A 21,826-nucleotide genomic window follows, 5' to 3' on the forward strand; every position below is an offset into this window, starting at 1 on the left:
CCGTGGTGCCGCTGCCGCGGCTCACCGCCGGCCGCCCCCGGCCCGCCGGGTGCCCGGTCGCCGCCGTTCGCGGTGCCGGGCCGGGTCACTTCCGTCGTGCTGCGTCACTGCCACTCCGTTCCTGCGGGCGCGCGCCGGGGTCCCGGCGTCGGCTCCCGCGCGCGGGGCACCCGGTCGCACCCCCGCGGGGCCGCCCACGGTGCGGACCAGTGTGTCAGGCGGCCGCCGACAACCACGGGTAGTACGTATAATCATCCCCGTTATACGTACTACCCGTGGTCCCGTGCCCGCCCCCGCGGGCGGCGGGCGGTTGGGTGCGTCGGCGAGCCGAGGGAGTGGGACCGGGAATGGCGACGGGCTACATGGAGCTGCTGCGGATGCCGCACGCGAGCAGATTGATCACCGCGACGCTGGTGGGGCGGCTGCCCTACGCGACGGCACCGCTGGCGATCGTCATCTTCGCGCGCAGCGAGGGGGCCTCCTACACGCTGGCGGGCGCGCTGGCGGCGCTGTACGGCCTGGCCACCGCGGTCGGGCAGCCCTGGCTCGGCAGACTCGCGGACGTCCACGGGCAGCCGCGCGTGATGCTGCCCTCCGCCGTGGTCTCCGCCGTCGCGATGATCCTGCTGGCGGCCATCGCCGTCGACCCGGTGCTGCCGGCGGCGCTGGCCATCGTGGTGGCCGGCGTGGCCACCCCGCCGCTGGAGGGTGGGCTGCGCGCGCTGTGGCCCTCCGTGCTCAAGCGCGAGGACCGCGTGCACCGGGCCTACGCGCTGGACGCGGTCGCGCAGGAAGTGATGTTCGCCGTCGGCCCGCTGGTGGTCATGGTGCTGGTCGCCGCGTGGTCCCCGGCCGGGGCGCTGCTCGTCGTCAACGTCCTCGGCGTCCTGGGGGCCCTGGCGGTGGTGACCTCCGCGCCCTCGCGCGACTGGCGCAGCCGGCCGCGCGAGGCCCACTGGCTCGGCGCCCTCCGTTCTCCCGGGATGCTGGTCCTGCTCGGGGCGTTCCTCTTCGTCGGTATCTCGCTCGGGTCCATCTCGGTGGCGGCCGTCGCCTACGCGGAGAACGCCGGCAACGAGCTGATCTCGACCTACCTGCTCTCCTCGCTCGGCGCCGGCGCGCTCGTCGGCGGGCTCTGGTACGGCGCCCGCACCTGGACCGGCGAGCCCGAACGGCGCCTCGTCGTCCTGGTCGCGGCACTCGCCGCCGGCTACCTGCCCCTGGTGCTCGCCCCGTCATCGGTACTCGCGATGACCCTGCTGGCCGGTCTCGCCGGGTTGTTCCTGGCGCCCGTCCTCGCCTGCGCCTTCGTCGTGATCGACCGGCACGCGCCGACCGGCACCGTCACCGAGGCGTTCTCCTGGCTGGTGACCGTCTTCGGCGTCGGTGTCGCCGGGGGGACGGCGGTCGTGGGCCCGATCCTGGAGGAGGTCGGCGTGGTCGCCGGGTTCGCCGTGGCCGGCGTCGGCGGCGTCGCCGCGCTCCTGGTGCTGCTGTCGACCCGCGCGGTCCTCGCCGTACCGCCCGTGCGCGCGGGCCAGGTCGCCCTCGCGCCGACGGAGGCCGCGGTGGAACCGGTCCCGGGGAGCGGCACCGCGGGAAAATGATCGCAACGCCGCGCCGAACCCGGTTTGGGAGGGCGCCCGCGGGCGTACTGTTCACACATGGACCGCCGAATCTTCGGGCTCGAGAACGAGTACGGCGTCACCTGCACATTCCGTGGCCAGCGTCGGCTGTCCCCGGACGAGGTGGCGCGGTACCTCTTCCGCCGCGTCGTGTCATGGGGCCGCAGCAGCAACGTCTTCCTGCGCAACGGCGCCCGGTTGTACCTGGACGTCGGGTCGCACCCCGAGTACGCCACACCGGAGTGCGACAACGTCACCGAACTCATCACCCACGACAAGGCGGGCGAACGCATCCTGGAGGGGCTGCTCGTCGACGCCGAGCGCAGGCTCCACGAGGAGGGCATCGCCGGCGACGTCTACCTCTTCAAGAACAACACCGACTCCGCGGGCAACAGCTACGGCTGCCACGAGAACTACCTCGTCGGTCGCCACGGCGAGTTCTCGCGGCTGGCGGACGTCCTCATCCCGTTCCTGGTGACGCGGCAGCTGATCTGCGGCGCGGGCAAGGTCCTCCAGACGCCCCGCGGCGCCGTGTTCTGCGTCAGCCAGCGCGCCGAGCACATCTGGGAGGGCGTCAGCTCAGCGACGACGCGCTCCCGGCCCATCATCAACACCCGTGACGAGCCGCACGCCGACGCGGAGCGCTACCGGCGCCTCCACGTCATCGTCGGCGACTCCAACATGTCCGAGACCACGATGCTGCTGAAGGTCGGCGCCACCGACCTGGTGCTGCGGATGATCGAGGCCGGCACCGTGATGCGCGACCTCACGCTGGAGAACCCGATCCGGGCCATCCGGGAGGTCAGCCACGACCTCACCGGCCGCCGCAAGGTGCGGCTGGCCACCGGGCGCGAGGCATCCGCGCTGGAGATCCAGCAGGAGTACTACGAGAAGGCACTGGACTTCTGCGAGCGGCGCGGAATCCGCAGCGGCATCACCGAGCAGGTGCTGGAGCTGTGGGGCCGCACCCTGGAGGCGGTGCGCGAGGAGGACCTCGACCGCGTCGCCACCGAGATCGACTGGGTCATGAAGTACCAGCTCATCGAGCGGTACCGCGCCAAGCACGACATGTCGATGTCCAACCCGCGGGTCGCGCAGATAGACCTCGCGTACCACGACATCCACCGGCGCCGCGGTCTCTACTACCTGCTGGAGCGCAAGGGGCAGGCAAAGCGGGTCTGCAACGACCTGCTGGTCTTCCAGGGGAAGTCCGTGCCGCCCCAGACGACCCGCGCCCGGCTGCGCGGCGACTTCATCCGCCGCGCACAGGAACAGCGCAGGGATTTCACGGTCGACTGGGTCCACCTCAAGCTCAACGACCAGGCGCAGCGCACCGTGCTGTGCAAGGACCCCTTCCGTTCGGTGGACGAACGGGTGGAGAAGCTGATCGCAGGCATGTGAGCACCGGCCCCGCCGCCCCTCCGGGCGGCGGGGCCGCGGCCTGTCCCGCCGTGCCGCCGCCGGGCGGGCGGGCCGTCGGCGGAGCCCCTGCGGCGGGCTTCCTCCCGGTCCTCACCCGAGCACCGCCGGCTTCGCTCCGGGAGGCCGTAGGGTGGATCGGGACCAGCGGGTCCCGACCCCGATATCCCCCCGATCGCGAGTTGGATTGATGATTCCCACCAAGACCGCGCAACGCCTGGCGGCTGTGCTGGCCGTACCGGCCCTGCTCCTCGTCTCCGCCTGCGGCTCCGACGACGGCGGCTCCGACAACTCCGGCGGCTCCGGCGGCGAGGCCACGACCGTGGTCTCGGGCGAGCTGGGTGCCAAGCCGGAGATCGAGCTCGACGCCGACGCCGAGTACCCCGAGGAACCCCGCGTCACCGTCATCACCGAGGGCGACGGCGAGGAGGTCTCCGAGGGTGACTACGTCCGGACCGACCTCGTCGGCGTGACCGCCTCCGACGACGCGGAGCAGATCAACACCTGGACCGATCCCACCGCGCCCGCCCCGGGCGCCGAGGAGGGCGAGGACGCCGAGGAGACCGAGGACGCCCCACGCGCCCAGTACGTCGCCCGCGTCGGTGAGGACGGCATGATGCCGGCCGCCATCCTCGACGGCGTCGTCGGACAGTCGGTCGGCAGCCGTGTGCTGGTCGAGGGCCAGGTGGGCACCATCATCGGCCCGCAGGTCGTCCAGATGGGCATGGAGGAGGAGGACGGCATCGTCCTCGTCATCGACATCGTCGGCGCCTCCACGACCGACCCGGCCGGTGAGGTCGAGGGCGAGCAGGCCGAGCCCGCCGAGGGCATGCCCGAGGTCACCTTCGGCGACGAGGGCCCGGAGATCGCCGTGCCCGAGGGCGAGGACCCGCCGGCCGAGCGCCAGGAGCAGGTGCTGATCGAGGGCGACGGCCCGGAGATCACCGCCGGCGACGGCGTCGTCGTCCAGTACTCCGGCGTCAAGTGGGAGGACGGCGAGCTGTTCGACTCCTCCTGGCAGCGTGGTGAGGGCACTGCCTTCCAGATCGGCGTCGGCGCCGTGGTGCAGGGCTGGGACGAGGCGCTGACCGGCAAGAACGTCGGTGACCGCGTCGTGGTCGCCATCCCGCCGAACGAGGGCTACGCCGCGGCGGAGGGCCACGAGCTGCAGGACAGTACCCTGGTCTTCGTCGTGGATCTTCTGGGCGTCGTCTGACCCCGTTCCCATGACCACAGGCCGCCGGCCGACCCGCCCGCGGCGGGCGGCGCGGTGGCCAGGAGCCAGCAGCCAACCAAGGAGCCATAGTCGTGAGCAACACCAAGCCCGAGGTCGATTTCCCGGGTGGCGAGCCGCCGGCCGACCTGGAGATCAAGGACCTCTGGGAGGGCGACGGCCCCGTCGCCGAGGCAGGCGCCAACGTCTCGGTCCACTACGTCGGCGTGGCCTTCTCCACCGGTGAGGAGTTCGACGCCAGCTGGAACCGCGGCCGTCCGCTCCAGTTCCAGCTGGGCGCCGGCCAGGTCATCTCCGGCTGGGACCGCGGTGTGCAGGGCATGAAGGTCGGCGGCCGCCGCCAGCTGATCATCCCGCCGCACCTGGCCTACGGCGACCGCGGTGCCGGCAACGTCATCCAGCCCGGCGAGACGCTGATTTTCGTCTGCGACCTCGTCGCGGTCTGACGTCCGACGTTCCGGCAGCGGACACCACCGGCCCACCGCGGCCGGAACCGGCGGCCCGACCGCCGTCCAGGGGCCCGGCCCCCGCGTACCCCGCGGGTGCCGGGCCCTCGGTTTCGCCGACCGTGCCGATAGCGGTACGGTCGGTCCCGTTACGACGGTTGAGAGAGGGCGGCGCGTCGATGGCCATTGCCAAGGCAGAGCGGCTGATGAATCTCGCGCTGTGCCTACGGGGGGCGAGCCGCCCGCTGAGCAAGCGGGAGCTACGCGGTTCCATCGAGGCGTACATCGAGGCCGGCGGCGAGGAAGCCTTCAACCGCATGTTCGAGCGGGACAAGGACGACCTGCGGGAACTCGGCATGGTCATCGAGACCGTGGAGAGCCTGGACGGCGACACCGGCTACATCGCCCGGCCCGACTCCAACCGGCTGCCGCCGCTGAGCCTGGACCCGGCCGAGGCCGCCGCCCTCGGCCTGGCGGCCAAGGTCTGGCAGCAGGTGCGGCTCGCGGGTGCCGCCGGCGCCGCGCTGCAGAAGCTGCGGGCGGGCGGCATGCCGGAGACGGCCGACGCCGAGGCCCCGTTCAGCGCGCTGGAGCCGCGCATCCCCGCCGGAGAGGCGTCGTTCGAGCCGCTGATGATCGCCTGCCGCGACCGCCGCCCGGTCCTCTTCGAGTACCGCAAGGCCAACGCCGCCCGCTCCACCCCGCGGGTGGTGGAGCCCTGGGCCCTGGAGTGCTGGCGCGGGCACTGGTACCTCGCCGGCTGGGACCGGGGCCGCGACGACCAGCGCGTCTTCCGCCTCTCCCGCATCACCGGCAAGGTCCGCTCCCGGGGCGGTGACTTCACCGCCCCGGTCCCCGACCGGGTGACGGTCCGGGAGTCCGTGGCGGCCTGGGCCGGGGAGCACGCCACCGGACAGGCACGCATCCGGCTCCGCACCGGTTCCGGCTACCCGCTCCGTGCCCGCGCCACCTCCCTCGTCGAGGGGTCGGACGGCTGGGACGAGCTGGAGCTGCCGCACGGCCACGGGCTCGGCGCCTGGCTCGCCGAGTTCGGACCGGACCTGGTGGTGCTGGAACCCGCGGAGCTGCGGGCCGACGTGGTCGACCGGCTCCGTGCCGTCGCCAAGGGATAGACCAGGGGATAGGGGAACTGCCATGGCGGTCAACGCCATCGACCGCACCAGGCGGCTGCTGTCGCTCGTCACCTACCTCCGGGACCGCCCGGGGGCCCGGGTGGACGAGGTGGCCCGCGCCTTCGGTGTCACCTCCGACGAACTCATCTCCGACCTGCAGGTGCTCCCGATGTGCGGCACCAGCTTCCGCGGCGGGGACCTGCTCGACATCGACACCGACGGCGAGCGCATTTGGTGGTACAACGCGGAGGCCGTCGGCGACGACTCGGGCCGCCCGCTGCGGCTGGCGGCCGACGAGGCCACCGCGCTGCTGGTCGCCGCGCGCGCCGTCGCGACCCTCCCCGGGCTGCGCGACAGCGACCGCGACGCGTTGCTGCGCGCCACCGCGAAGTTGGAGGCCGCCGCCGGCGAGACGGCGGCCGCCAGCTCCCGGCTGTCGGTGACCTTCGAGTCCGAGGGCGGGGTCTTCGCGGACATCGACCGGGCCATAGCGGAGCGCCGCCGGGTGCGGATTCGCTACTACTCGCCCGGGCGCGACCAGCTCACCGACCGCGAGATCGACCCGATCCGGCTCTTCGCCGTGGGCCACACCTACGTCGAGGCGTGGTGCCGCCGCTCCGAGGCGCGCCGCACCTTCCGGCTGGACCGCGTCACGTCGATCGAGGTCCTCGACACCCCGGCCGAGCCCCCGCCCGTCGAGCCCCGGGACCTCAGCGCCGGCCTGGTGCAGCCGGCCGCGGGGGACCCGCAGGTGGTGATCGAGGTCGGCCCGGCCGGCCGCTGGGTCGCCGAGTACTACCCGCACGACACCGCCGAGGAGCTCGCCGACGGCGGGCTGCGGATCACCCTGCGCACGGCCGACCCCACCACGCTGCGCCGGCTGGCGCTGCGACTCGGCGGCGACGGCCGGATCGTCTCGCCGCCGGCGCTGGCCGACAGCGCCCGCGAAGCCGCGCGCGAGGCACTCGCCGCCTACGGCGGCTGAGGCGGCGGACGTCCCGCCCGCTCGCCGGGTCCGGGGCGGCCGGTCCCCGGGCGGGCGACGGCGCTGGGCTAGGCTCGCCGCATGTTCTGGCCCATGCTGCATCTCACCCTCGCCTTCTGCGGGGTGGCCGTCGTCGCCGTGTTCGCCGTCCGGGTCGGGATCGAGGTCCGGCGTTTCTCGGCCGCGGTCGGCGACAGCTCCGAGCGGATCGCCCGCGCCGCGGCCGACCTGGAGCGCGCGGCCGTCCCCCTCAGCCGCCATGGCGGCGCGCTGAGCAGCGGCTCGACCGGTGGGCCGGAGGCCCGGGGCACCCGGGACTGACCCCCACCGGGCGTGGCCGGCCGACCCCGGGGCCCCGCCCGGGGGGCGCTCCGACGCGGCCGGGCGCGCCCCGGCCGTTCCGGTCACGCCACGTGCTTTCCGCTTCCCGGGCATTGCTTTGTATTTACCCCGAAGCGTTACCATGACTCGGCGTGCCGACCGGCCGGGACACACCCTGTCCGGCACAGCGAGGGACATCACGCACCCCCCGAAAGAGATAGGTGGCCGAAGTGGGCGGAATCGGAGCGTGGCAGCTCGTCATCATCGCGGTACTCGTCGTCATCGTCTTCGGGTCCAAGAAGCTGCCGGACACGGCTCGGGCGCTCGGCAAGTCGCTGCGCATCCTGAAGAGCGAGACCAGCGCGCTGCGCAAGGACGGTGACAGCGCCGAGGCCCAGTCCGCGCAGCACGACCCCGCCGCGCCCCAGCCGGCGACCCGGACCATCCAGGCGGCCCCCGGCGACGTCGGTTCCGCCCGGCCGGTCGAGGAGCCCCGCGGCAACGCGCAGGGCTGACTTCCGAGATCCGCTGCGCAGGGCAGCTCGACGCGGGCCGGCACACGCCGGCCCGCCGTAGCAGATAAGGACGCGGGGTGCTGAAGGCCGCCCGGAACGGGGACCAGCGCAAGGAGAAGCCGCAGAGGGACCCCGAGGGTCGCATGTCTCTCGTGGAGCACCTGCGGGAGCTGCGCAACCGGCTCGCCATCGGCGTGCTGGCGATCTTCGTGGTCACCGTCGTCGCGATGTTCTTCGCCAAGGACATCATGGCGCTGCTGACCGACCCGCTGCCCAACTGCCTGGAGGAGGAGCCCGGCTCCGGGCGGTGCGCGGACCTCGTGCAGCAGGGTCTGACCTCGCCTTTCACCACCTACGTCAAGGTCTCGCTCTTCACCGGCCTGGTGCTCGCCTCGCCGGTCTGGCTCTACCAGCTCTGGGCGTTCATCGCCCCCGGCCTGCATCAGAACGAGAAGCGCTACTCCGCCGCGGTCGTCGCCTTCGGCGCGCCGCTCTTCCTGACCGGCGTGTACGTCGCCCACTGGCTGCTGCCCCGCGCGATCCCGGTCCTGCTGCAGTTCACCCCGGACAACGCCGGCAACCTCGTCACCGTCTCCGATCTGCTCGACATCACGGTCCGGCTCGCCATCGCCTTCGGCTTCGCCTTCGAGCTGCCGCTCGTGCTGGTCATGCTCAACCTGGGCGGCGTCGTCAGCGGCCGGCGGATGCTGGGCTGGTGGCGCGGCATGGTGATGGGCATCGCCATCTTCGCTGCGATCGTCACCCCCACCGACCCGATGTCCATGCTCGCCCTCGCCGTCCCGGTCACCGCGCTGTACTTCGTCGCCACCGGGATCGCGCTGCTCAACGACCGGCGCCGCGGCCGCGCGGCCGGGCCGGAGCTGAGCGACGACGAGGCGTCCGACCTGGACCTGACACCGGAACCGATCGACGCTCCCGGCCGGGTGACCCCGCCGCGTTCCCCCGGTGACGGCGGCCCGCGTCGCGGCGGCGGCTTCGACGACGTGACCTGACGTCCGGCGCACCCGCGGTGAACGACGCGATATGCCTGCTGGTCAACCCGACCGCGGGCCGAGGCGGCGGCGGCCGGTGCGCCGCCCCGGCCGCCCGGGTGCTGCGCGACGCCGGCCACCCCGTCCGAGCGGTGGTCGGCCTCGACGCCTCGGACGCGCTGCGGCGCGCACGTGAGGCGGTCGCGGCCGGCGCCCGCGCCCTGGTCGCCGTCGGCGGCGACGGGCTGGTCTCCCTCGCCCTCCACGCCGTCGCCGGCACCGGCACCCCGCTGGGCGTGGTCGCCGCCGGCACGGGGAACGACTTCGCCCGCGCCCTCGGGCTGCCGCTGCGGGAACCCGAGGCGGCCGCCGCCCGCGTCGCGGGGGCGCTGGCGGCGGGCGGAGGAACGCCGGTGGACCTCGGCCGCGTCGGGGACCGCTGGTTCGGCACCGTTCTGGCGGCCGGCTTCGACTCCCGCGTCAACGACCGGGCCAACCGGATGACGTGGCCGCGGGGTCGGCTCCGATACGACGTGGCGATCCTCGCGGAGCTGGCGGCACTGCGCCCGTCGCCGTTCCGGCTCCGGCTCGACGACGGTCCCTGGCAGGAGCACGACGCCACACTGGTGGCGGTCGGCAACGGCGCGTCCTACGGCGGTGGACTGCGGATCTGCCCGCGGGCGCGCACCGACGACGGCCTGTTCGACATCACCGTCGTCGGGGCCTGCTCCCGCCGGACGCTGCTGCGGGTGCTGCCGAGTGTCCGCCACGGCGGACACGTCGACCATCGGGTCGTCACCGTCCTGCGGGCGGCGCGGGTCACGCTGGCCGCCCCCGAGCCGGCCGCCTACGCGGACGGCGACCCGCTGGGGGGACTGCCGCTCACCGCACGGACGGTGCCGGGCGCGGTGCGGGTGCTGGGGGCGGGCGGCTGAGAGTCGGGAGCGGTCCCGGGCACGCCGGCGCCGTCCCGGCGTGTCGGCCGCCTCCGTTACGACGTCCCGACCGCCGCCGGCGCGCCCGCGCGCCCGACGGCGGGTCCGACACGCCGCGTCCCGGCTCGCGGAGGTGCACGCCGGGCGCGGGACACCGCCAAAACCCCAGGTGCTCCGTCGGCCCGGGCCGGTAGGCTCGACGCACGATGACCGACGACCTCACCCCCGCCGAGCGCTACTCCGCGGCCCGTCGGCGCACCGCCGACCAGGCCACCGAGTTCGCGGCGTTCCGCGAGAGCTACGACTTCACCCTCGACCCGTTCCAGACCGATGCGTGCCGGGCACTGGAGACCGGCCGCGGTGTGCTGGTGGCGGCGCCCACCGGATCCGGCAAGACGATCGTGGGGGAGTTCGCCGTCCACCTGGCGCTCGCCCAGGGCCGCAAGTGCTTCTACACCACCCCCATCAAGGCGCTCTCCAACCAGAAGTTCAACGACCTCGCCAAGCGGTACGGCGCCGCCCACGTGGGGCTGCTGACCGGGGACAACAGCGTCAACGCCGAGGCCCCGGTGGTGGTGATGACCACCGAGGTGCTGCGGAACATGCTCTACGCGGGCTCCCGCACCCTCGACGGACTCGGCTACGTGGTCATGGACGAGGTCCACTACCTCTCCGACCGCTTCCGCGGCGCCGTCTGGGAGGAGGTGATCATCCACCTCCCGGAGTCGGTCACCCTGGTGTCGCTGTCGGCGACGGTCTCCAACGCGGAGGAGTTCGGCGACTGGCTGGACACCGTCCGCGGCGACACCCAGGTCATCGTCTCCGAGCACCGGCCCGTGCCGCTGTGGCAGCACGTGCTGGCGGGCCGCCGGATGTACGACCTGTTCGAGGAGAAGGGTGGCCGCCGCGAGGTCAACCCGGAGCTCGTGCGGCTGGCACGGATGGAGAACAGCCGACCCGGCGGGCGCGACGGCCGGCGGGGCCGGCCCCGCCGCGAGGCGGACCGCGAGCGGGAGCGCCGCCAGCGGGCCCGGATGTGGACCCCGGGGCGCCCCGAGGTCATCGACCGGCTCGACGCCGAGGGGCTGCTGCCCGCGATCACCTTCATCTTCAGCCGGGCCGGCTGCCAGGCCGCCGTCCAGCAGTGCCTCGTCGCCGGGCTGCGGCTCAACGACGCGGCGGAGCGGGCCCAGGTCCGGGAGATCGTCGAGGAGCGGACCGCCTCCATCGCGGAGGAGGACCTGCACGTCCTGGGGTACTTCGAGTGGCTGGAGGCGCTCCAGCGGGGCATCGCCGCCCACCACGCCGGGATGCTCCCCACCTTCAAGGAGGTCGTGGAGGAGCTCTTCTCCCGCGGGCTGGTCAAGGCGGTCTTCGCCACCGAGACCCTCGCCCTGGGGATCAACATGCCCGCCCGCTCCGTGGTGCTGGAGAAGCTGGTCAAGTGGAACGGCGAGACGCACGCCGACATCACGCCCGGCGAGTTCACCCAGCTGACCGGCCGCGCCGGGCGGCGGGGCATCGACATCGAGGGCCACGCGGTGGTGCTGTGGCAGCGCGGTATGGACCCCGCCGCGCTGGGCGGGCTCGCCGGCACCCGCACCTATCCGCTGCGGTCCTCGTTCAAGCCGTCCTACAACATGGCGGTCAACCTGGTCGGCCAGTTCGGCCGCCACCGGTCGCGCGAGCTGCTGGAGACGTCGTTCGCCCAGTTCCAGGCCGACCGCTCGGTCGTCGACATCACCAAGCAGGTGCGGCGCAACGAGGAGGGGCTGGAGGGCTACCGGGAGTCCATGACGTGTCACCTCGGTGACTTCGAGGAGTACATGGGCCTGCGCCGCTCGCTGCGCGAGCGGGAGAACGAGCTCGCCCGCCAGGGCGCCACCCAGCGCCGGGCGGAGACCTCGACCTCGCTGGAACGGCTGCGCCCCGGGGACGTCATCCACGTCCCGGCGGGCCGGTTCGCCGGGCTCGCCCTGGTGCTCGACCCCGGGGTGGACTCCGGGCGGGGCGCCCGCGCCCCGCGTCGCGACGCGGGCTGGGACGAGGGGCCGCGGCCGCTGGTGCTCACCGCGCAGCGGCAGGTCAAGCGGCTCAACTCGGCCGACTTCCCCGTGCCGGTGGAGCCCATGGAGCGGATGCGCATCCCCAAGTCCTTCAGCGCGCGCAGCCCGCAGTCCCGGCGCGACCTCGCCTCGGCGCTGCGCACCAAGGCGGGCCACCTCGAACCGGAGCGCCACCGCGGGCGGCGCCGCTCCGAGGCCGCGGACGACGGTGAGATCGCCCGGCTGCGGTCCGCGATCCGTGCGCACCCCTGTCACGGCTGCGACGACCGGGAGGACCACGCCCGTTGGTCGGAGCGGTACCACCGGCTGCGGCGGGACACCCGCCAGCTGGAGCGCCGCATCCAGGGGCGGACCAATACGATCGCGCGCACCTTCGACCGCGTCTGCGCGGTCCTGAGCGAGCTCGGCTACCTCGACGGCGACCAGGTCACCGAGGACGGCCGCCGCCTCGGCCGCCTCCACGGCGAGCTGGACCTGCTGGCGAGCGAGTGCCTGCGGGAGGGAGTCTGGGAGGGACTGGGCCCGGCCGATCTGGCGGCCTGCGTCTCGGCCCTCGTCTTCGAGGCGCGCTCCGCGGACGACGCGCTGCCGCCCGACCTCCCCTCCGGGCCCGCCAAGAGCGCGCTGGCACAGATGGTGCGGATCTGGGGGCGGCTGGACGCCGTCGAGGAGGACCACCGCATTGGCGAGTCGACCGGTGTGGGGCAGCGGGAGCCCGACCTGGGCTTCGCGCTGCCGGTCCACCGCTGGGTGCACGGGCAGGGGCTGGACGCGGTGCTGCGCGACGCGGAGATGCCGGCCGGTGACTTCGTGCGCTGGTGCAAGCAGGTGGTGGACGTCCTCGGGCAGGTCGCCGCGGCGGCGCCCCCTGGCTCGTCGGTCGCCGGCAACGCCCGGAAGGCGGTGGACGGCGTGCTGCGGGGCGTTGTCGCGTACACCTCCGTGGGCTGATCGCCGACGGACGCGCGGTGGGGCGTCCCGTCCCGCCGCGCGGACGCCGACGCCCGGCCGGTCGTCCGCGGTCAGCCGGGCGTCGGCGGTCAGCCGCCCCGCGCGCCCGTGAGCACGACGAGCTGCCGCGTGACGCGGGTCATCGCCACGTAGCGGTCCACCGCCCCGGTGACACCGGCCCCGAACGCCTCCGGTTCGACCAGCACCACCAGGTCGAACTCCAGCCCCTTGGCCAGCTCCGGGGAGAGGGAGCGGACGCGCGGCGTGTCCGGGAACGACGGGGCGCCGATGACACAGGCGGTCGCGCCCTCGTGGTCCGCCGGCCACGTGGCGAGGACCGACTCCAGGTCGGCCGCGGCACCGCGGCGGACGGGCACCCCGCCGCTGCGGACCGAGGTCGGCACGTTGGCGTCCGGCAGCACGGCCCGGATGACCGGCTCGGCCTCCGCCATCACCTCCTGCGGCGTGCGGTAGTTGATGGTGAGTGAGGCCAGCCGGGGCTGCCGGAGGCCGACACGTTCCAGGCGCTGCGTCCACGACTCGGTGAACCCCGCCCGGGACTGGGCCCGGTCGCCCACGACGGTGAAGCTCCGGGAGGGGCAGCGCAGCAGCAGCATCTGCCATTCGGCGTCGGTGAGTTCCTGCGCCTCGTCCACCACCACGTGGGCGAACGTCCCCGCCGCGCGGTCGGGGTCGGCGGTCGGCAGCGAGGCGATGTCGACGAGCGTGTCGCGCAGGTCCTCGCCCCGGAGCATCGTCACCGCGCCCTCCCCGTCTGGATCGGCGGCGATGATGTCCGCGATGACGGCGTCCGTGCGTTCCCGCTGGTCGGCGACGGCCGCCTCGTACCGCCGGGCGCGCCGCGCGGCGCCGGGGTCGCCCAACCGCTGCCGGGCGGCGTCCAGCAGCGGCAGGTCCGGGACCGTCCACGCCCCGGCGTCCTCGCGCTGCAGGCGCCGCACCTCGTCCCGGTCGAGCCAGGGCGCGCACAGCCGCAGGTAGGCGGGGACGGTCCACAGGTCCCCGACGAGGTCGGCGGCCTCGACCAGCGGCCACGCCCGGTGCAGGACGCCGGCCAGTTCGCGGTCCGCGCGCAGCGCCCTGCGGAACGCCTCCGGCGGGACCTCCTCCTCGACGCGGTCCAGCAGCAGGTCGGCGAGCTCGTCCCAGATCTGCTCGCGCGCCTCGTTGTGCGGCGTGCCGGGGTCGGGGGCGTCGAAGGCCTCGGCCCAGTCCGCCGGGCTCACCCACAGGTCGCCCCAGTCGGCGGCGACCGCCGTGCCCTCCTGCGGCGGTTCCTCGTAGATCCCGACGGCGCGCTCGATCGCCCCCACCAGCGCGGCCGACGACTTCAGCCGCGCCACCTCGGGGTCCGGCTCCGGCACCGCGTCGGCCCCCTCCCGCACGAGGTCCCGCAGCGTGCAGGTGAGGACGCCCTCCTCGCCGAGGCTCGGCAGCACGTCCGACACGTACGCCAGGTACGGCTCGTGCGGACCCACGAAGAGCACCCCACCGCGACGGTGCCCCAGCCGGGGGTCGGAGTACAGCAGGTGGGCCGCGCGGTGCAGCGCCACGACGGTCTTGCCGGTGCCGGGCCCGCCGTCGACGACCAGCGCACCGCGGGAGTCCGCGCGGATCACCGCGTCCTGGTCTGCGGTGATGGTGGAGAGGACGTCCCGCATCCGGGTGGAGCGGTTGCCGGCCAGGCTCGCGATGAAGGCGGACTGGTCGTCCAGCGCGGCGTTCGCCGTGAGCCCGTCGGCGGCGGTGAACACCTCGTCCCAGTAGTCCCCGACCCGGCCGTTCCGCCAGCGGCAGCGGCGCCGGCTCGCCAGGCCGGCGGGCGCGGCGTGGGTGGCGGCGAAGAACGGCGCGGCGGCGGGGGAGCGCCAGTCGACGAGCAGCCGCCGCCCGGTGCCGTCGGTCAGTCCGAGCCGGCCGATCCAGAGCGGCTCGTCCGCGTCGGCGGCGACCACCCGGCCCAGGCACAGGTCCAGGCCGAACCGGCTCAGGGTGCCCAGCCGCGCGGAGACGCGGTGGATCTCGGCGTCCCGGTCCATCGCCTCCCGACCCACGCCGCCCGGCGAACGGCGCAGGTCGGCGAGCCGGTCGGTCAGCTCGGTGACCGTGGCGGCGAGGCAGGCCGACAGGGCGGCGAAGTGCCGCTCGTCCTCGGCGATCAGCGCGGGGTCCGCCTTGGCCGCGAGGCGGGCGGGGAGCTCGAAGGCGCTGATCCCGGCCTCGGTACCGGTCATGGGCCTCAGCTCCGTTCCGCGGCGGAACAGCACGGCTGTGCGGCGTGTGGGGACGATACTCGCAAGCGGGTAGGCATGTCGTGAACCACTCATTCGGCAGGTTCCGGGTTCGGCCTGCGATTTTGCGCCACGACGGGGGTCTTGCCGCAAGCCCCCCGGTGAGCTATAGGTTGAGAGTGGCAGGGAGAGTCGGTCGGCGGTGACCTCCCGTTTCGCCCCTCGCATCGGCGGCTCCGTCCCTGCACGATGCGCCGCCGAGCGCCGCTGCGGCCCAGTGCCGGCTCCCGCGCAGGCCACTCAATCGTCGCGCGCCCCGCGCCCGCGCCTTGTGCCCGCCCTCGCGCGTGCTCCGTCTCGGATGACGCTGCGCCCCGAGCTGCCTCAGTCGCGAAAACCCTGCCGCGACTCCTTCCGTCGTCTGCGGTGCTACGCGACGCGCACCCGGGTGGCGCACGCCTGGGAGCAGTAGCGCTGCGCCGCGCCCGGCCCCGTCCCCAGGAAGAGTCGCCGGCACCCGGGTGCCCCGCACTCGCCCCACGGTGCACGGCCGTGCTCGCTCAGCAACCCGGCGAGGGCGAGGGCGCCGGAGGCCAGGAACCAGCCGGCCCACCCGGCCTGTTCGTGGTGGACGTGGAGGTGCCAGCCGTGGCCGTCGTGGCGCGACAGGCGGGGTACGGCGGCGTGCTCCGCCTGCGCGCCGACCACTCCCCGGAACGCCGCAGGCCCCAGGTCTTCACCACCGGCGCCGGGCTGAAGATCTCCGCGGCCGCTCTCGGCGCCGCGCTCGCCGCGACGGCCGCCGTCGGTGACGTGGCGTACTACCTGCTGGGCGCGGCGCTGCTCCAGCCCTGTGCCGCCCTCGGCTACGCGGCCCTGCGCCGGCGGTGAGGCGGGGGCGGGCCGGCCGGCGGCGGCCGGGTCAGCGGTCGAGGGTGCGGAGCACCCGCTGGAGGGAGCCGCCGAGCCCCCAGCGCGCGTCCAACTCGGCCAGCGCCGCCGGGTCCCTCGGCACCCGGGGGAGGGTGGGGTCCGTCAGCTCCAGCGACAGGTCGGTGGCCACCCGCACCACGCGCGGCGCGACGTCCAGGTAGTCCGAGGCCGCCAGCAGGTTCCGGCGGCGCGCGGGGGTCAGCGAGGACATGGGGTCGGTCGCGGCGGCCCGCACGCCGTCGAGGTCGCCGAACTCCGTCAGCAGCTGCGCGGCGGTCTTCTCCCCGATCCCCTTGACGCCGGGCAGGCCGTCGCTGGGGTCGCCGCGCAGCGCGGCGAAGTCGGCGTACCGGTCGGCGGGGACGCCGTACCGCTCCCGTACCGCCTCCTCGGTGATCAGGTCGCAGTCGCCGACGCCCTTGCGGGGGTACAGCACCCGCACCGACCGGCCGTCGTCGACCAGCTGGAAGAGGTCCCGGTCGCCGGTGACGATGTCGCAGGGGCCCGGTGACCGGGTCGCCAGGGTGCCGATGACGTCGTCCGCCTCGTACCCGGCGACGCCGACGCGGGCGATGCCGAGCGCGTCCAGCACCGCGTCGATGACCGGGACCTGCGGCGAGAGGGTGTCGGGCGTCTCCTCCACGTCCGGGCCGCCACCGACCTCCTCCTCGACCCGGTGCGCCTTGTACGACGGGATCAGCTCCACCCGCCACGCGGGCCGCCAGTCGGCGTCCGTGCAGGCCACCAACGCGTCCGGCCGGTGGTCGGTCACCAGGCGCGCGATGAAGTCCAGCAGGCCCCGCACGGCGTTGACCGGTGTGCCGTCGGGCGCCCTGACGGACTCCGGGACACCGAAGTAGGCGCGGAAGTACAGGGAGGCGGTGTCGAGGAGCATCAGCCGAGGAGTCACCCCCGGATCATCGCGCACCGCACCGACAACGGCACGTCACCCCGCCCGGCGCCGGGGCGCCGCGCGCCTCCGGTGGGTACCCTGAGCCGCCCGGCCGTCCCGCTGCGCGGCCACCGCCTTACGGGAGGACGCCCTCGTGACCGCACCGCCCGCCCCGCCGCGCCCTCCCTCCCGGCCACGCCCCGTCCGGCGCCCCGCGACGCCGGAGGGGACCACCGCCGACCGTCCCGCCACCGGCCCCGACAGGGCGTGCTGCGGCGCGCCGGGCAGGGAGTGAGCCGATGCGCGTCGTCTCCCTCGTGCCGTCGCTGACCGAAGCCGTCGCGGCCACCGGACCCGAGCTGCTGGTCGGCGCCACCGACTGGTGCGAGCACCCCGCCGACCTCGACGTGATCCGGGTCCGCGGCACCAAGAACCCCGACCTCGCCGCCGTCGCCGCGCTCCGCCCCGACGTGGTGCTCGCCAACGAGGAGGAGAACCGGGAGCCCGACCTCGCCGCGCTCCGGGCGGAGGGGATCGAGGTGCTGGTCACGGAGATCCGCACCCTCCCGCAGGCCTTCACCGAGCTGGAACGCGCCCTGGTCGCCGGGTGCGGGCTGCCGCGACCGGGCTGGCTCGACGACGCCGCGGACGCCTGGCGGGAGGCCGACCGCGCCTTCGACGCCGCCGCGATCGTGCCGATCTGGCGCCGCCCCTGGATGGTGCTGGGGCGCGACACCTTCGCCGGCGACCTCCTCCTCCGGCTGGGCGTCCGCAACGTCTGGGCCGACCACCCCGAGCGCTACCCCCGCATCGACCTCGACCGGCTGCGCGCCGCCGGTGCCGACCTGGTGGCGCTGCCCGACGAGCCGTACGCCTTCGGCGCGGCGGACGGGCCGGAGGCCTTCCCGGATCTGCCCGCCGCCCTGCTGAGCGGCCGGCACCTCACCTGGTACGGGCCCTCGCTCACGGAGGCGCCCGCGGTGCTCACCGCCGCGCTCGCCCGAGCGGTGCCGCCGGCCGCCGGGCCGAGCCCGGCCCCCTGACGTCCGACGCCCGCCGCGCCGCAACGAGCTGTCAGCCGCCCGAGCGGGGGCGCGGAGCGGCCGTCGGCAGCGGCCGCGGCCGGCGGGACGTCACCCCGCGACGCGCGACCGCCAGTCGGCGGGGAGCCGGTCCAGCGGGCCGGGCGTGGTGACGTCGAACGGGTGCTCCGCCGGTGGGGCGAGTTCCGGGCCGCCCAGCACCTGCTCCGCCTCGTAGTCCCAGAACCAGTCCTCGCCGGGCTGGAAGCTCTGCACGTAGCGGTGGCCGGTGGTGCGGTGGTGGGCGGTGGCATGGCGGCCGGGGGAGGAGTCGCAGCAGCCGACGTGCCCGCACTGCGCGCAGCGCCGCAGGTGGACCCACCAGCCGCCCTCCGTCTCGCAGTCGGCGCAGCCGGGGCCGCTCGGCGGCATCGTCACGTCCACGCCGGGGGTGTCGGCCCGCAGCGGTGCGGTCTCGCGGTCGGTCATGGTCCTGCCTCCTGCCTGGCGCTCGTCGTCACCACGCCGCTCGGGCAGGTCCCGCCCGGGCCGGACGGCGCGGTGACGGGCCGGGCGCCGTCGGCGTCCGCCCGGAACGCTCCGGGACTCCACCGTACGAGTGACGGCAGGCCGCCGCCCGGCGAGGACCGGTGCCCGTCCCGACCGGTGCCCGTCCCGCCCCGTGTCCGCCCCGCCCCGGCCGCTCGCGGCCTCAGCGCGGCGCGGGGGCCCGGGACGTGCGGTGGACGGCGGCCTCGGCCGCCGCGGCCACCAGCGCGGCCGCGAGCCGGCCGTCGTCCCCCGCCTCCGGGTGCCACTGCACCCCCAGCGTCAGCGGGCCGTCCGGCCGCTCCACCGCCTCCACCACGCCGTCCCCCGCGAACGCGGAGACGACCAGCCCGTCACCGACGCGGTCCACCGCCTGGTGGTGGTAGGTGGGGACCGGGAGTTCGGCGGTGCCGAGGATCGCGGCGAGCCGCGTGTCCTCGACGGGACGGACCGGGTGGGAGCCGAACACGCCCGGTGTGCCGCCGTGCCCCTCCACGTGCTGCACCAGCGTGCCGCCCAGCGCGACGTTCAGCAGCTGCATGCCTCGGCACACCCCCAGCACCGGCACCCCCGCGTCGAGCGCCGAGCGGATCAGCGCCAGCTCGGCACCGTCACGGGCGTGGCCGCTGGGGCCGCAGCGCGGGTGCCGTGCGGCGCCGTACCGTTCCGGTGCCACGTCGGGACCGCCCGCGACGACCAGCCCGTCGAGGCGGCCGAACAGCTCGGCGGCGTCCCCCTCGTCGTCCGGCGGCAGCAGGACGGGAAGCCCGCCCGCCGCCCGCACCTGCCGGTGGTACCCGGCCGGCAGCACCGCCGCCGGCAGGTCCCAGGCGCCCCAGCGCACCGACGACTCGACATAGGTGCTCACGCCGATCATCGGCCGTGCCACGGTTCCTCCTCGTTTCCCCGCGGTCTCCCGCGGTCCGTTTGCCACGCCGCACCGCGCGGAACGTGGCCGTGTCCTCACGTCAGGAACCCGCGCAGCAGGGCCGCGGTCCCGGCGCAGTGCTCCCGCATCGCGTCGCCCGCCGCCCGGGCGTCACCCGCCAGCACCGCGGTCACCACGCGGGCGTGCTGTCGCTGGGAGTGCTCCAGGTTCCGCTCCAGCAGCGGGATACCGTCCAGCAGCACGTTCAACGAGGCGCGGGCCTGCGCGTAGTGGGCGGACAGCGACGGGGACCCGGCCAGTGCGGCGAGCGTCAGGTGGAACCGGGTGTCGGCGCGCCGGTACTCGCCGGGCGCGGCGGCCGCGGTTCCGGCCAGCGCCGCGCGCAGCCGGCCCGCCTCCTCGTCCCCCAACCCCTGGGCGGCACACAGCTCGGCCACCCCGACGTCCAGCACCTCGCGCAGCCGCAGCGTGTCGGCCATGTCCACGCCGCCGGGCGGCGCCCCGGCGCCCCGGTCGTGCCCGCCGGCGACGAAGGTCCCGCCGTACCGGCCGCGCCGACTGACCACGAGGCCCTGGGACCGCAGCACCTCCAGCACCTCGCGCAGCGTCGCCCGGCTCACACCGAGCAGCCCCGCCAGTTCCCGCTCGGGCGGCAGCCGCTCCCCGGCCGCCACCAGTCCCAACCGGAGGGTCCGGAGCAATCGTTCCAGCGCCTCCTCGAAGCCGCTGTCGGCGCGTACCGGACCGAGGAGGGCGGCGAGCCCGGTGGGCGCGTCGACCGGTTCGCCGCCTGAGCTTCCGACGGGACGGGGCGGCGGGCCGGGGGCCGCCGGAGCGGGGTCGTCGCCGTGCATCCGCTAAGCCTCCTCCCTGACCCGGGGCCCGGTCGGCCGCGGTGGCCGACGCACCGCGCGGCCGGCGTCCTTCCCAAGTAATGGTTCGCGCCAGTACCTTAAGGCACCCGGCGACCGACAGGAGGCCGAACGTGGCCGAACGCACGCCCCCGCTCTCCGTCGAGGAGCTGCGGGTCCTCACCGACGAGGACCGGATCGACACCGTCGTCCTCGCCTTCACCGACATGCAGGGCCGCCTCCAGGGCAAGCGGTTCGACGCCCGGTTCTTCCTCGACGAGGTCCTGGAGCGCGGCACCGAGGGCTGCAACTACCTGCTCGCCGTCGACGTCGACCTCAACACGGTCGACGGCTACGCCATGTCGTCCTGGGAGCAGGGCTACGGCGACTTCGCCATGCACGCCGACCCGGCCACGCTGCGCCTCGTGCCCTGGCAACCCGGCACGGCCATGGTCAACGCCGATCTCGCGTGGCACGACGGCACCCCCGTCGCGGCCTCGCCCCGCCAGATCCTCCGGCGGCAGCTCGACCGCCTCGCGGAGCACGGCTGGACCGCGCTGGCCGCGACCGAGCTGGAGTTCCTGGTCTTCAACGACAGCTACGAGCAGGCGTGGGACGCCGGGTACCGCGGCCTCACCCCCGCCAACCGGTACAACGTCGACTACTCCGTCCTCGGCACCGCGCGCGTCGAACCGCTGCTGCGGGCCATCCGCCGCGGCATGAGCGGGGCGGGGCTGGCGGTCGAGTCGGCCAAGGGCGAGTGCAACCTGGGCCAGCACGAGATCGTCTTCCGGTACGACGACGCCCTCACCACCTGTGACCAACACGTCGTCTACAAGACGGGCGCCAAGGAGATCGCGGCCCAGCACGGCTCCGCCCTGACCTTCATGGCCAAGTACGACGAACGCGAGGGCAACAGCTGCCACGTCCACCTCTCGCTGCGGGACGCCGAGGGCCGGCCGGTCCTCGCCGACGCGAGCGACCCTTACGGCATGTCGGCGACGATGCGGCACTTCCTCGCCGGCCAGTTGGCCGCCCTCCCCGACCTCACCCTGCTCCACGCCCCGAACATCAACTCCTACAAGCGGTTCCGGCCCGGCTCGTTCGCCCCCACGGCGGTGGCGTGGGGACCGGACAACCGGACCTGCGCCCTGCGGGTCCTGGGCCACGGTGCCGGCCACCGGCTGGAGAACAGACTCCCCGGCGGCGACGTCAACCCCTACCTCGCCGTCGCCGCGATGATCGCCGCGGGACTCCACGGCGTCGAACAGCGGCTCGACCTCCCCGAGCCCTGCCTCGGCAACGCGTACGCCGGCGACGCCGAGCACGTCCCCGCCACCCTCCGGGAGGCGGCCGACCGCTGGGGCGCCTCCGACATCGCCCGCGCCGCCTTCGGCGGGGAGGTGGTGGAGCACTACCGCACCATGGCCCGGGTCGAACAGGACGCCTACGACGCCGCCGTCACCGACTGGGAACGCGTCCGCTCCTTCGAGCGGATGTGACCCGCCCGCGCGCCGGCCACCCGGGCTGACCCGCCGTCCCGCCGTCCCGCCGTCCCGCACGTACCCCGCCGCCACCCCCGGCCGACCCGCCCCCGTTGCCCCGACGCCGCCCAGGAGCCGCCCCCCGTGCACGCCCCCGCCCCCACCGACCCGCCCACCCCCGCCCCCACGCCCACGGACGGCGACGGCGAGCACACGCTGACGCTCACCGACCCCGCCACCGAGCAGGTCATCACGACCCTCCCCGGCACCGGCGTGGTGGCGCGGCATCAGGTCGGCGCGGGTGGCGAGGCCGCGGTCGGTGAAGTCGCGGT

The 21,826-nt window shown here is 74.9% G+C and carries 19 protein-coding genes and 2 pseudogenes; 15 read left to right on the forward strand and 6 right to left on the reverse strand.

The window, feature by feature from the left end; all coding sequences use genetic code 11:
* The first annotated feature begins 347 nt into the window (after window positions 1-347).
* From HCN56_RS12375 to HCN56_RS12425, 11 genes are all read left to right on the forward strand, one after another.
* Window positions 348-1,607: an MFS transporter gene (locus tag HCN56_RS12375; protein ID WP_167970367.1), complete on the forward strand. Its 1,260-nt coding sequence runs from the start codon at window positions 348-350 to the stop codon at window positions 1,605-1,607.
* 57 nt (window positions 1,608-1,664) lie between these two features.
* Window positions 1,665-3,026 carry a Pup--protein ligase gene (gene pafA, locus HCN56_RS12380; RefSeq protein ID WP_167970369.1) on the forward strand — a complete coding sequence of 454 codons (1,362 nt, stop codon included), beginning with the start codon at window positions 1,665-1,667 and terminating at the stop codon, window positions 3,024-3,026.
* 208 nt (window positions 3,027-3,234) lie between these two features.
* A complete protein-coding gene (locus HCN56_RS12385) occupies window positions 3,235-4,260 on the forward strand; it encodes an FKBP-type peptidyl-prolyl cis-trans isomerase (protein ID WP_167970371.1) in 1,026 nt (341 codons plus the stop codon).
* 92 nt (window positions 4,261-4,352) lie between these two features.
* Window positions 4,353-4,724 carry an FKBP-type peptidyl-prolyl cis-trans isomerase gene (locus HCN56_RS12390; protein ID WP_167970373.1) on the forward strand — a complete coding sequence of 124 codons (372 nt, stop codon included), beginning with the start codon at window positions 4,353-4,355 and terminating at the stop codon, window positions 4,722-4,724.
* A gap of 179 nt (window positions 4,725-4,903) precedes the next feature.
* On the forward strand, window positions 4,904-5,857 hold the full coding sequence (locus HCN56_RS12395) for a helix-turn-helix transcriptional regulator (RefSeq protein ID WP_167970375.1): 954 nt from the start codon (window positions 4,904-4,906) through the stop codon (window positions 5,855-5,857).
* 22 nt (window positions 5,858-5,879) lie between these two features.
* Window positions 5,880-6,842, forward strand: a complete 963-nt coding sequence (locus HCN56_RS12400; protein WP_167970377.1) for a helix-turn-helix transcriptional regulator — start codon at window positions 5,880-5,882, stop codon at window positions 6,840-6,842.
* Window positions 6,843-6,923: 81 nt separating this feature from the next.
* On the forward strand, window positions 6,924-7,163 hold the full coding sequence (locus HCN56_RS12405; RefSeq protein ID WP_167970379.1) for a hypothetical protein: 240 nt from the start codon (window positions 6,924-6,926) through the stop codon (window positions 7,161-7,163).
* A gap of 230 nt (window positions 7,164-7,393) precedes the next feature.
* On the forward strand, window positions 7,394-7,678 hold the full coding sequence (gene tatA / locus HCN56_RS12410) for a Sec-independent protein translocase subunit TatA (RefSeq protein WP_167970381.1): 285 nt from the start codon (window positions 7,394-7,396) through the stop codon (window positions 7,676-7,678).
* Between the two features lie 77 nt (window positions 7,679-7,755).
* Window positions 7,756-8,691, forward strand: a complete 936-nt coding sequence (gene tatC / locus HCN56_RS12415; protein WP_167970383.1) for a twin-arginine translocase subunit TatC — start codon at window positions 7,756-7,758, stop codon at window positions 8,689-8,691.
* A 17-nt stretch (window positions 8,692-8,708) separates the two neighbouring features.
* Window positions 8,709-9,605 carry a diacylglycerol kinase gene (locus HCN56_RS12420; protein ID WP_167970385.1) on the forward strand — a complete coding sequence of 299 codons (897 nt, stop codon included), beginning with the start codon at window positions 8,709-8,711 and terminating at the stop codon, window positions 9,603-9,605.
* Window positions 9,606-9,811: 206 nt separating this feature from the next.
* Window positions 9,812-12,622 carry a DEAD/DEAH box helicase gene (locus tag HCN56_RS12425; RefSeq protein WP_167970387.1) on the forward strand — a complete coding sequence of 937 codons (2,811 nt, stop codon included), beginning with the start codon at window positions 9,812-9,814 and terminating at the stop codon, window positions 12,620-12,622.
* Between the two features lie 89 nt (window positions 12,623-12,711).
* On the opposite strand, the gene helR is transcribed toward HCN56_RS12425, so the two are convergent.
* Together helR and HCN56_RS26385 are read right to left on the reverse strand one after the other, a co-directional pair.
* Entirely contained in the window at window positions 12,712-14,877 is a 2,166-nt protein-coding gene (gene helR / locus HCN56_RS12430) for an RNA polymerase recycling motor ATPase HelR (protein ID WP_167970389.1), read from the reverse strand.
* Window positions 14,878-15,303: 426 nt separating this feature from the next.
* Window positions 15,304-15,567: pseudogene (locus HCN56_RS26385) on the reverse strand (CGNR zinc finger domain-containing protein); the annotation flags it as partial.
* On the opposite strand from HCN56_RS26385, the gene HCN56_RS26390 reads away from it, so the two are divergent.
* Window positions 15,559-15,765, forward strand: a complete 207-nt coding sequence (locus HCN56_RS26390; protein WP_245246482.1) for a hypothetical protein — start codon at window positions 15,559-15,561, stop codon at window positions 15,763-15,765. The pseudogene HCN56_RS26385 and the gene HCN56_RS26390 overlap by 9 nt on opposite strands.
* A gap of 31 nt (window positions 15,766-15,796) precedes the next feature.
* Here HCN56_RS26390 and HCN56_RS12440 read toward each other — a convergent pair whose 3' ends face one another.
* Window positions 15,797-16,702 carry a 5'-3' exonuclease gene (locus tag HCN56_RS12440; RefSeq protein WP_167970399.1) on the reverse strand — a complete coding sequence of 302 codons (906 nt, stop codon included), beginning with the start codon at window positions 16,700-16,702 and terminating at the stop codon, window positions 15,797-15,799.
* Between the two features lie 296 nt (window positions 16,703-16,998).
* Between HCN56_RS12440 and HCN56_RS12445 the strand changes: the two genes are divergently transcribed.
* Window positions 16,999-17,742, forward strand: a complete 744-nt coding sequence (locus tag HCN56_RS12445; protein ID WP_167970391.1) for a helical backbone metal receptor — start codon at window positions 16,999-17,001, stop codon at window positions 17,740-17,742.
* A 90-nt stretch (window positions 17,743-17,832) separates the two neighbouring features.
* Here the strand turns inward: HCN56_RS12445 and HCN56_RS12450 are convergent, their stop codons facing one another.
* From HCN56_RS12450 to HCN56_RS12460, 3 genes are all read right to left on the reverse strand, one after another.
* Entirely contained in the window at window positions 17,833-18,210 is a 378-nt protein-coding gene (locus tag HCN56_RS12450; RefSeq protein WP_209312643.1) for a UBP-type zinc finger domain-containing protein, read from the reverse strand.
* A gap of 223 nt (window positions 18,211-18,433) precedes the next feature.
* Window positions 18,434-19,159, reverse strand: a complete 726-nt coding sequence (locus tag HCN56_RS12455) for a gamma-glutamyl-gamma-aminobutyrate hydrolase family protein (protein WP_312871202.1) — start codon at window positions 19,157-19,159, stop codon at window positions 18,434-18,436.
* 74 nt (window positions 19,160-19,233) lie between these two features.
* Entirely contained in the window at window positions 19,234-20,013 is a 780-nt protein-coding gene (locus HCN56_RS12460; protein ID WP_167970393.1) for a FadR/GntR family transcriptional regulator, read from the reverse strand.
* A gap of 131 nt (window positions 20,014-20,144) precedes the next feature.
* Between HCN56_RS12460 and HCN56_RS12465 the strand changes: the two genes are divergently transcribed.
* Both HCN56_RS12465 and HCN56_RS12470 read left to right on the forward strand, forming a co-directional pair.
* A complete protein-coding gene (locus tag HCN56_RS12465; RefSeq protein WP_167970395.1) occupies window positions 20,145-21,512 on the forward strand; it encodes a glutamine synthetase family protein in 1,368 nt (455 codons plus the stop codon).
* 126 nt (window positions 21,513-21,638) lie between these two features.
* Window positions 21,639-21,826: pseudogene (locus tag HCN56_RS12470) on the forward strand (hypothetical protein); the annotation flags it as partial.

The sequence above is a fragment of the Streptomyces lonarensis genome (assembly GCF_012033735.1).
In the GTDB taxonomy this organism is placed as follows: domain Bacteria; phylum Actinomycetota; class Actinomycetes; order Streptomycetales; family Streptomycetaceae; genus Streptomyces; species Streptomyces lonarensis.

Coding starts and splice junctions, on each gene's coding strand:
- HCN56_RS12385 (WP_167970371.1), top strand. CDS start 3,235: ATGATTCCCACCAAGACCGCGCAACGCCTGGCGGCTGTGCTGGCCGTA.
- HCN56_RS12440 (WP_167970399.1), bottom strand. CDS start 16,702: ATGCTCCTCGACACCGCCTCCCTGTACTTCCGCGCCTACTTCGGTGTC.
- HCN56_RS12460 (WP_167970393.1), bottom strand. CDS start 20,013: ATGCACGGCGACGACCCCGCTCCGGCGGCCCCCGGCCCGCCGCCCCGT.
- HCN56_RS12405 (WP_167970379.1), top strand. CDS start 6,924: ATGTTCTGGCCCATGCTGCATCTCACCCTCGCCTTCTGCGGGGTGGCC.
- HCN56_RS12445 (WP_167970391.1), top strand. CDS start 16,999: ATGCGCGTCGTCTCCCTCGTGCCGTCGCTGACCGAAGCCGTCGCGGCC.
- HCN56_RS12375 (WP_167970367.1), top strand. CDS start 348: ATGGCGACGGGCTACATGGAGCTGCTGCGGATGCCGCACGCGAGCAGA.
- HCN56_RS12425 (WP_167970387.1), top strand. CDS start 9,812: ATGACCGACGACCTCACCCCCGCCGAGCGCTACTCCGCGGCCCGTCGG.
- pafA (WP_167970369.1), top strand. CDS start 1,665: ATGGACCGCCGAATCTTCGGGCTCGAGAACGAGTACGGCGTCACCTGC.
- HCN56_RS12450 (WP_209312643.1), bottom strand. CDS start 18,210: ATGACCGACCGCGAGACCGCACCGCTGCGGGCCGACACCCCCGGCGTG.
- HCN56_RS12395 (WP_167970375.1), top strand. CDS start 4,904: ATGGCCATTGCCAAGGCAGAGCGGCTGATGAATCTCGCGCTGTGCCTA.
- helR (WP_167970389.1), bottom strand. CDS start 14,877: ATGACCGGTACCGAGGCCGGGATCAGCGCCTTCGAGCTCCCCGCCCGC.
- HCN56_RS12400 (WP_167970377.1), top strand. CDS start 5,880: ATGGCGGTCAACGCCATCGACCGCACCAGGCGGCTGCTGTCGCTCGTC.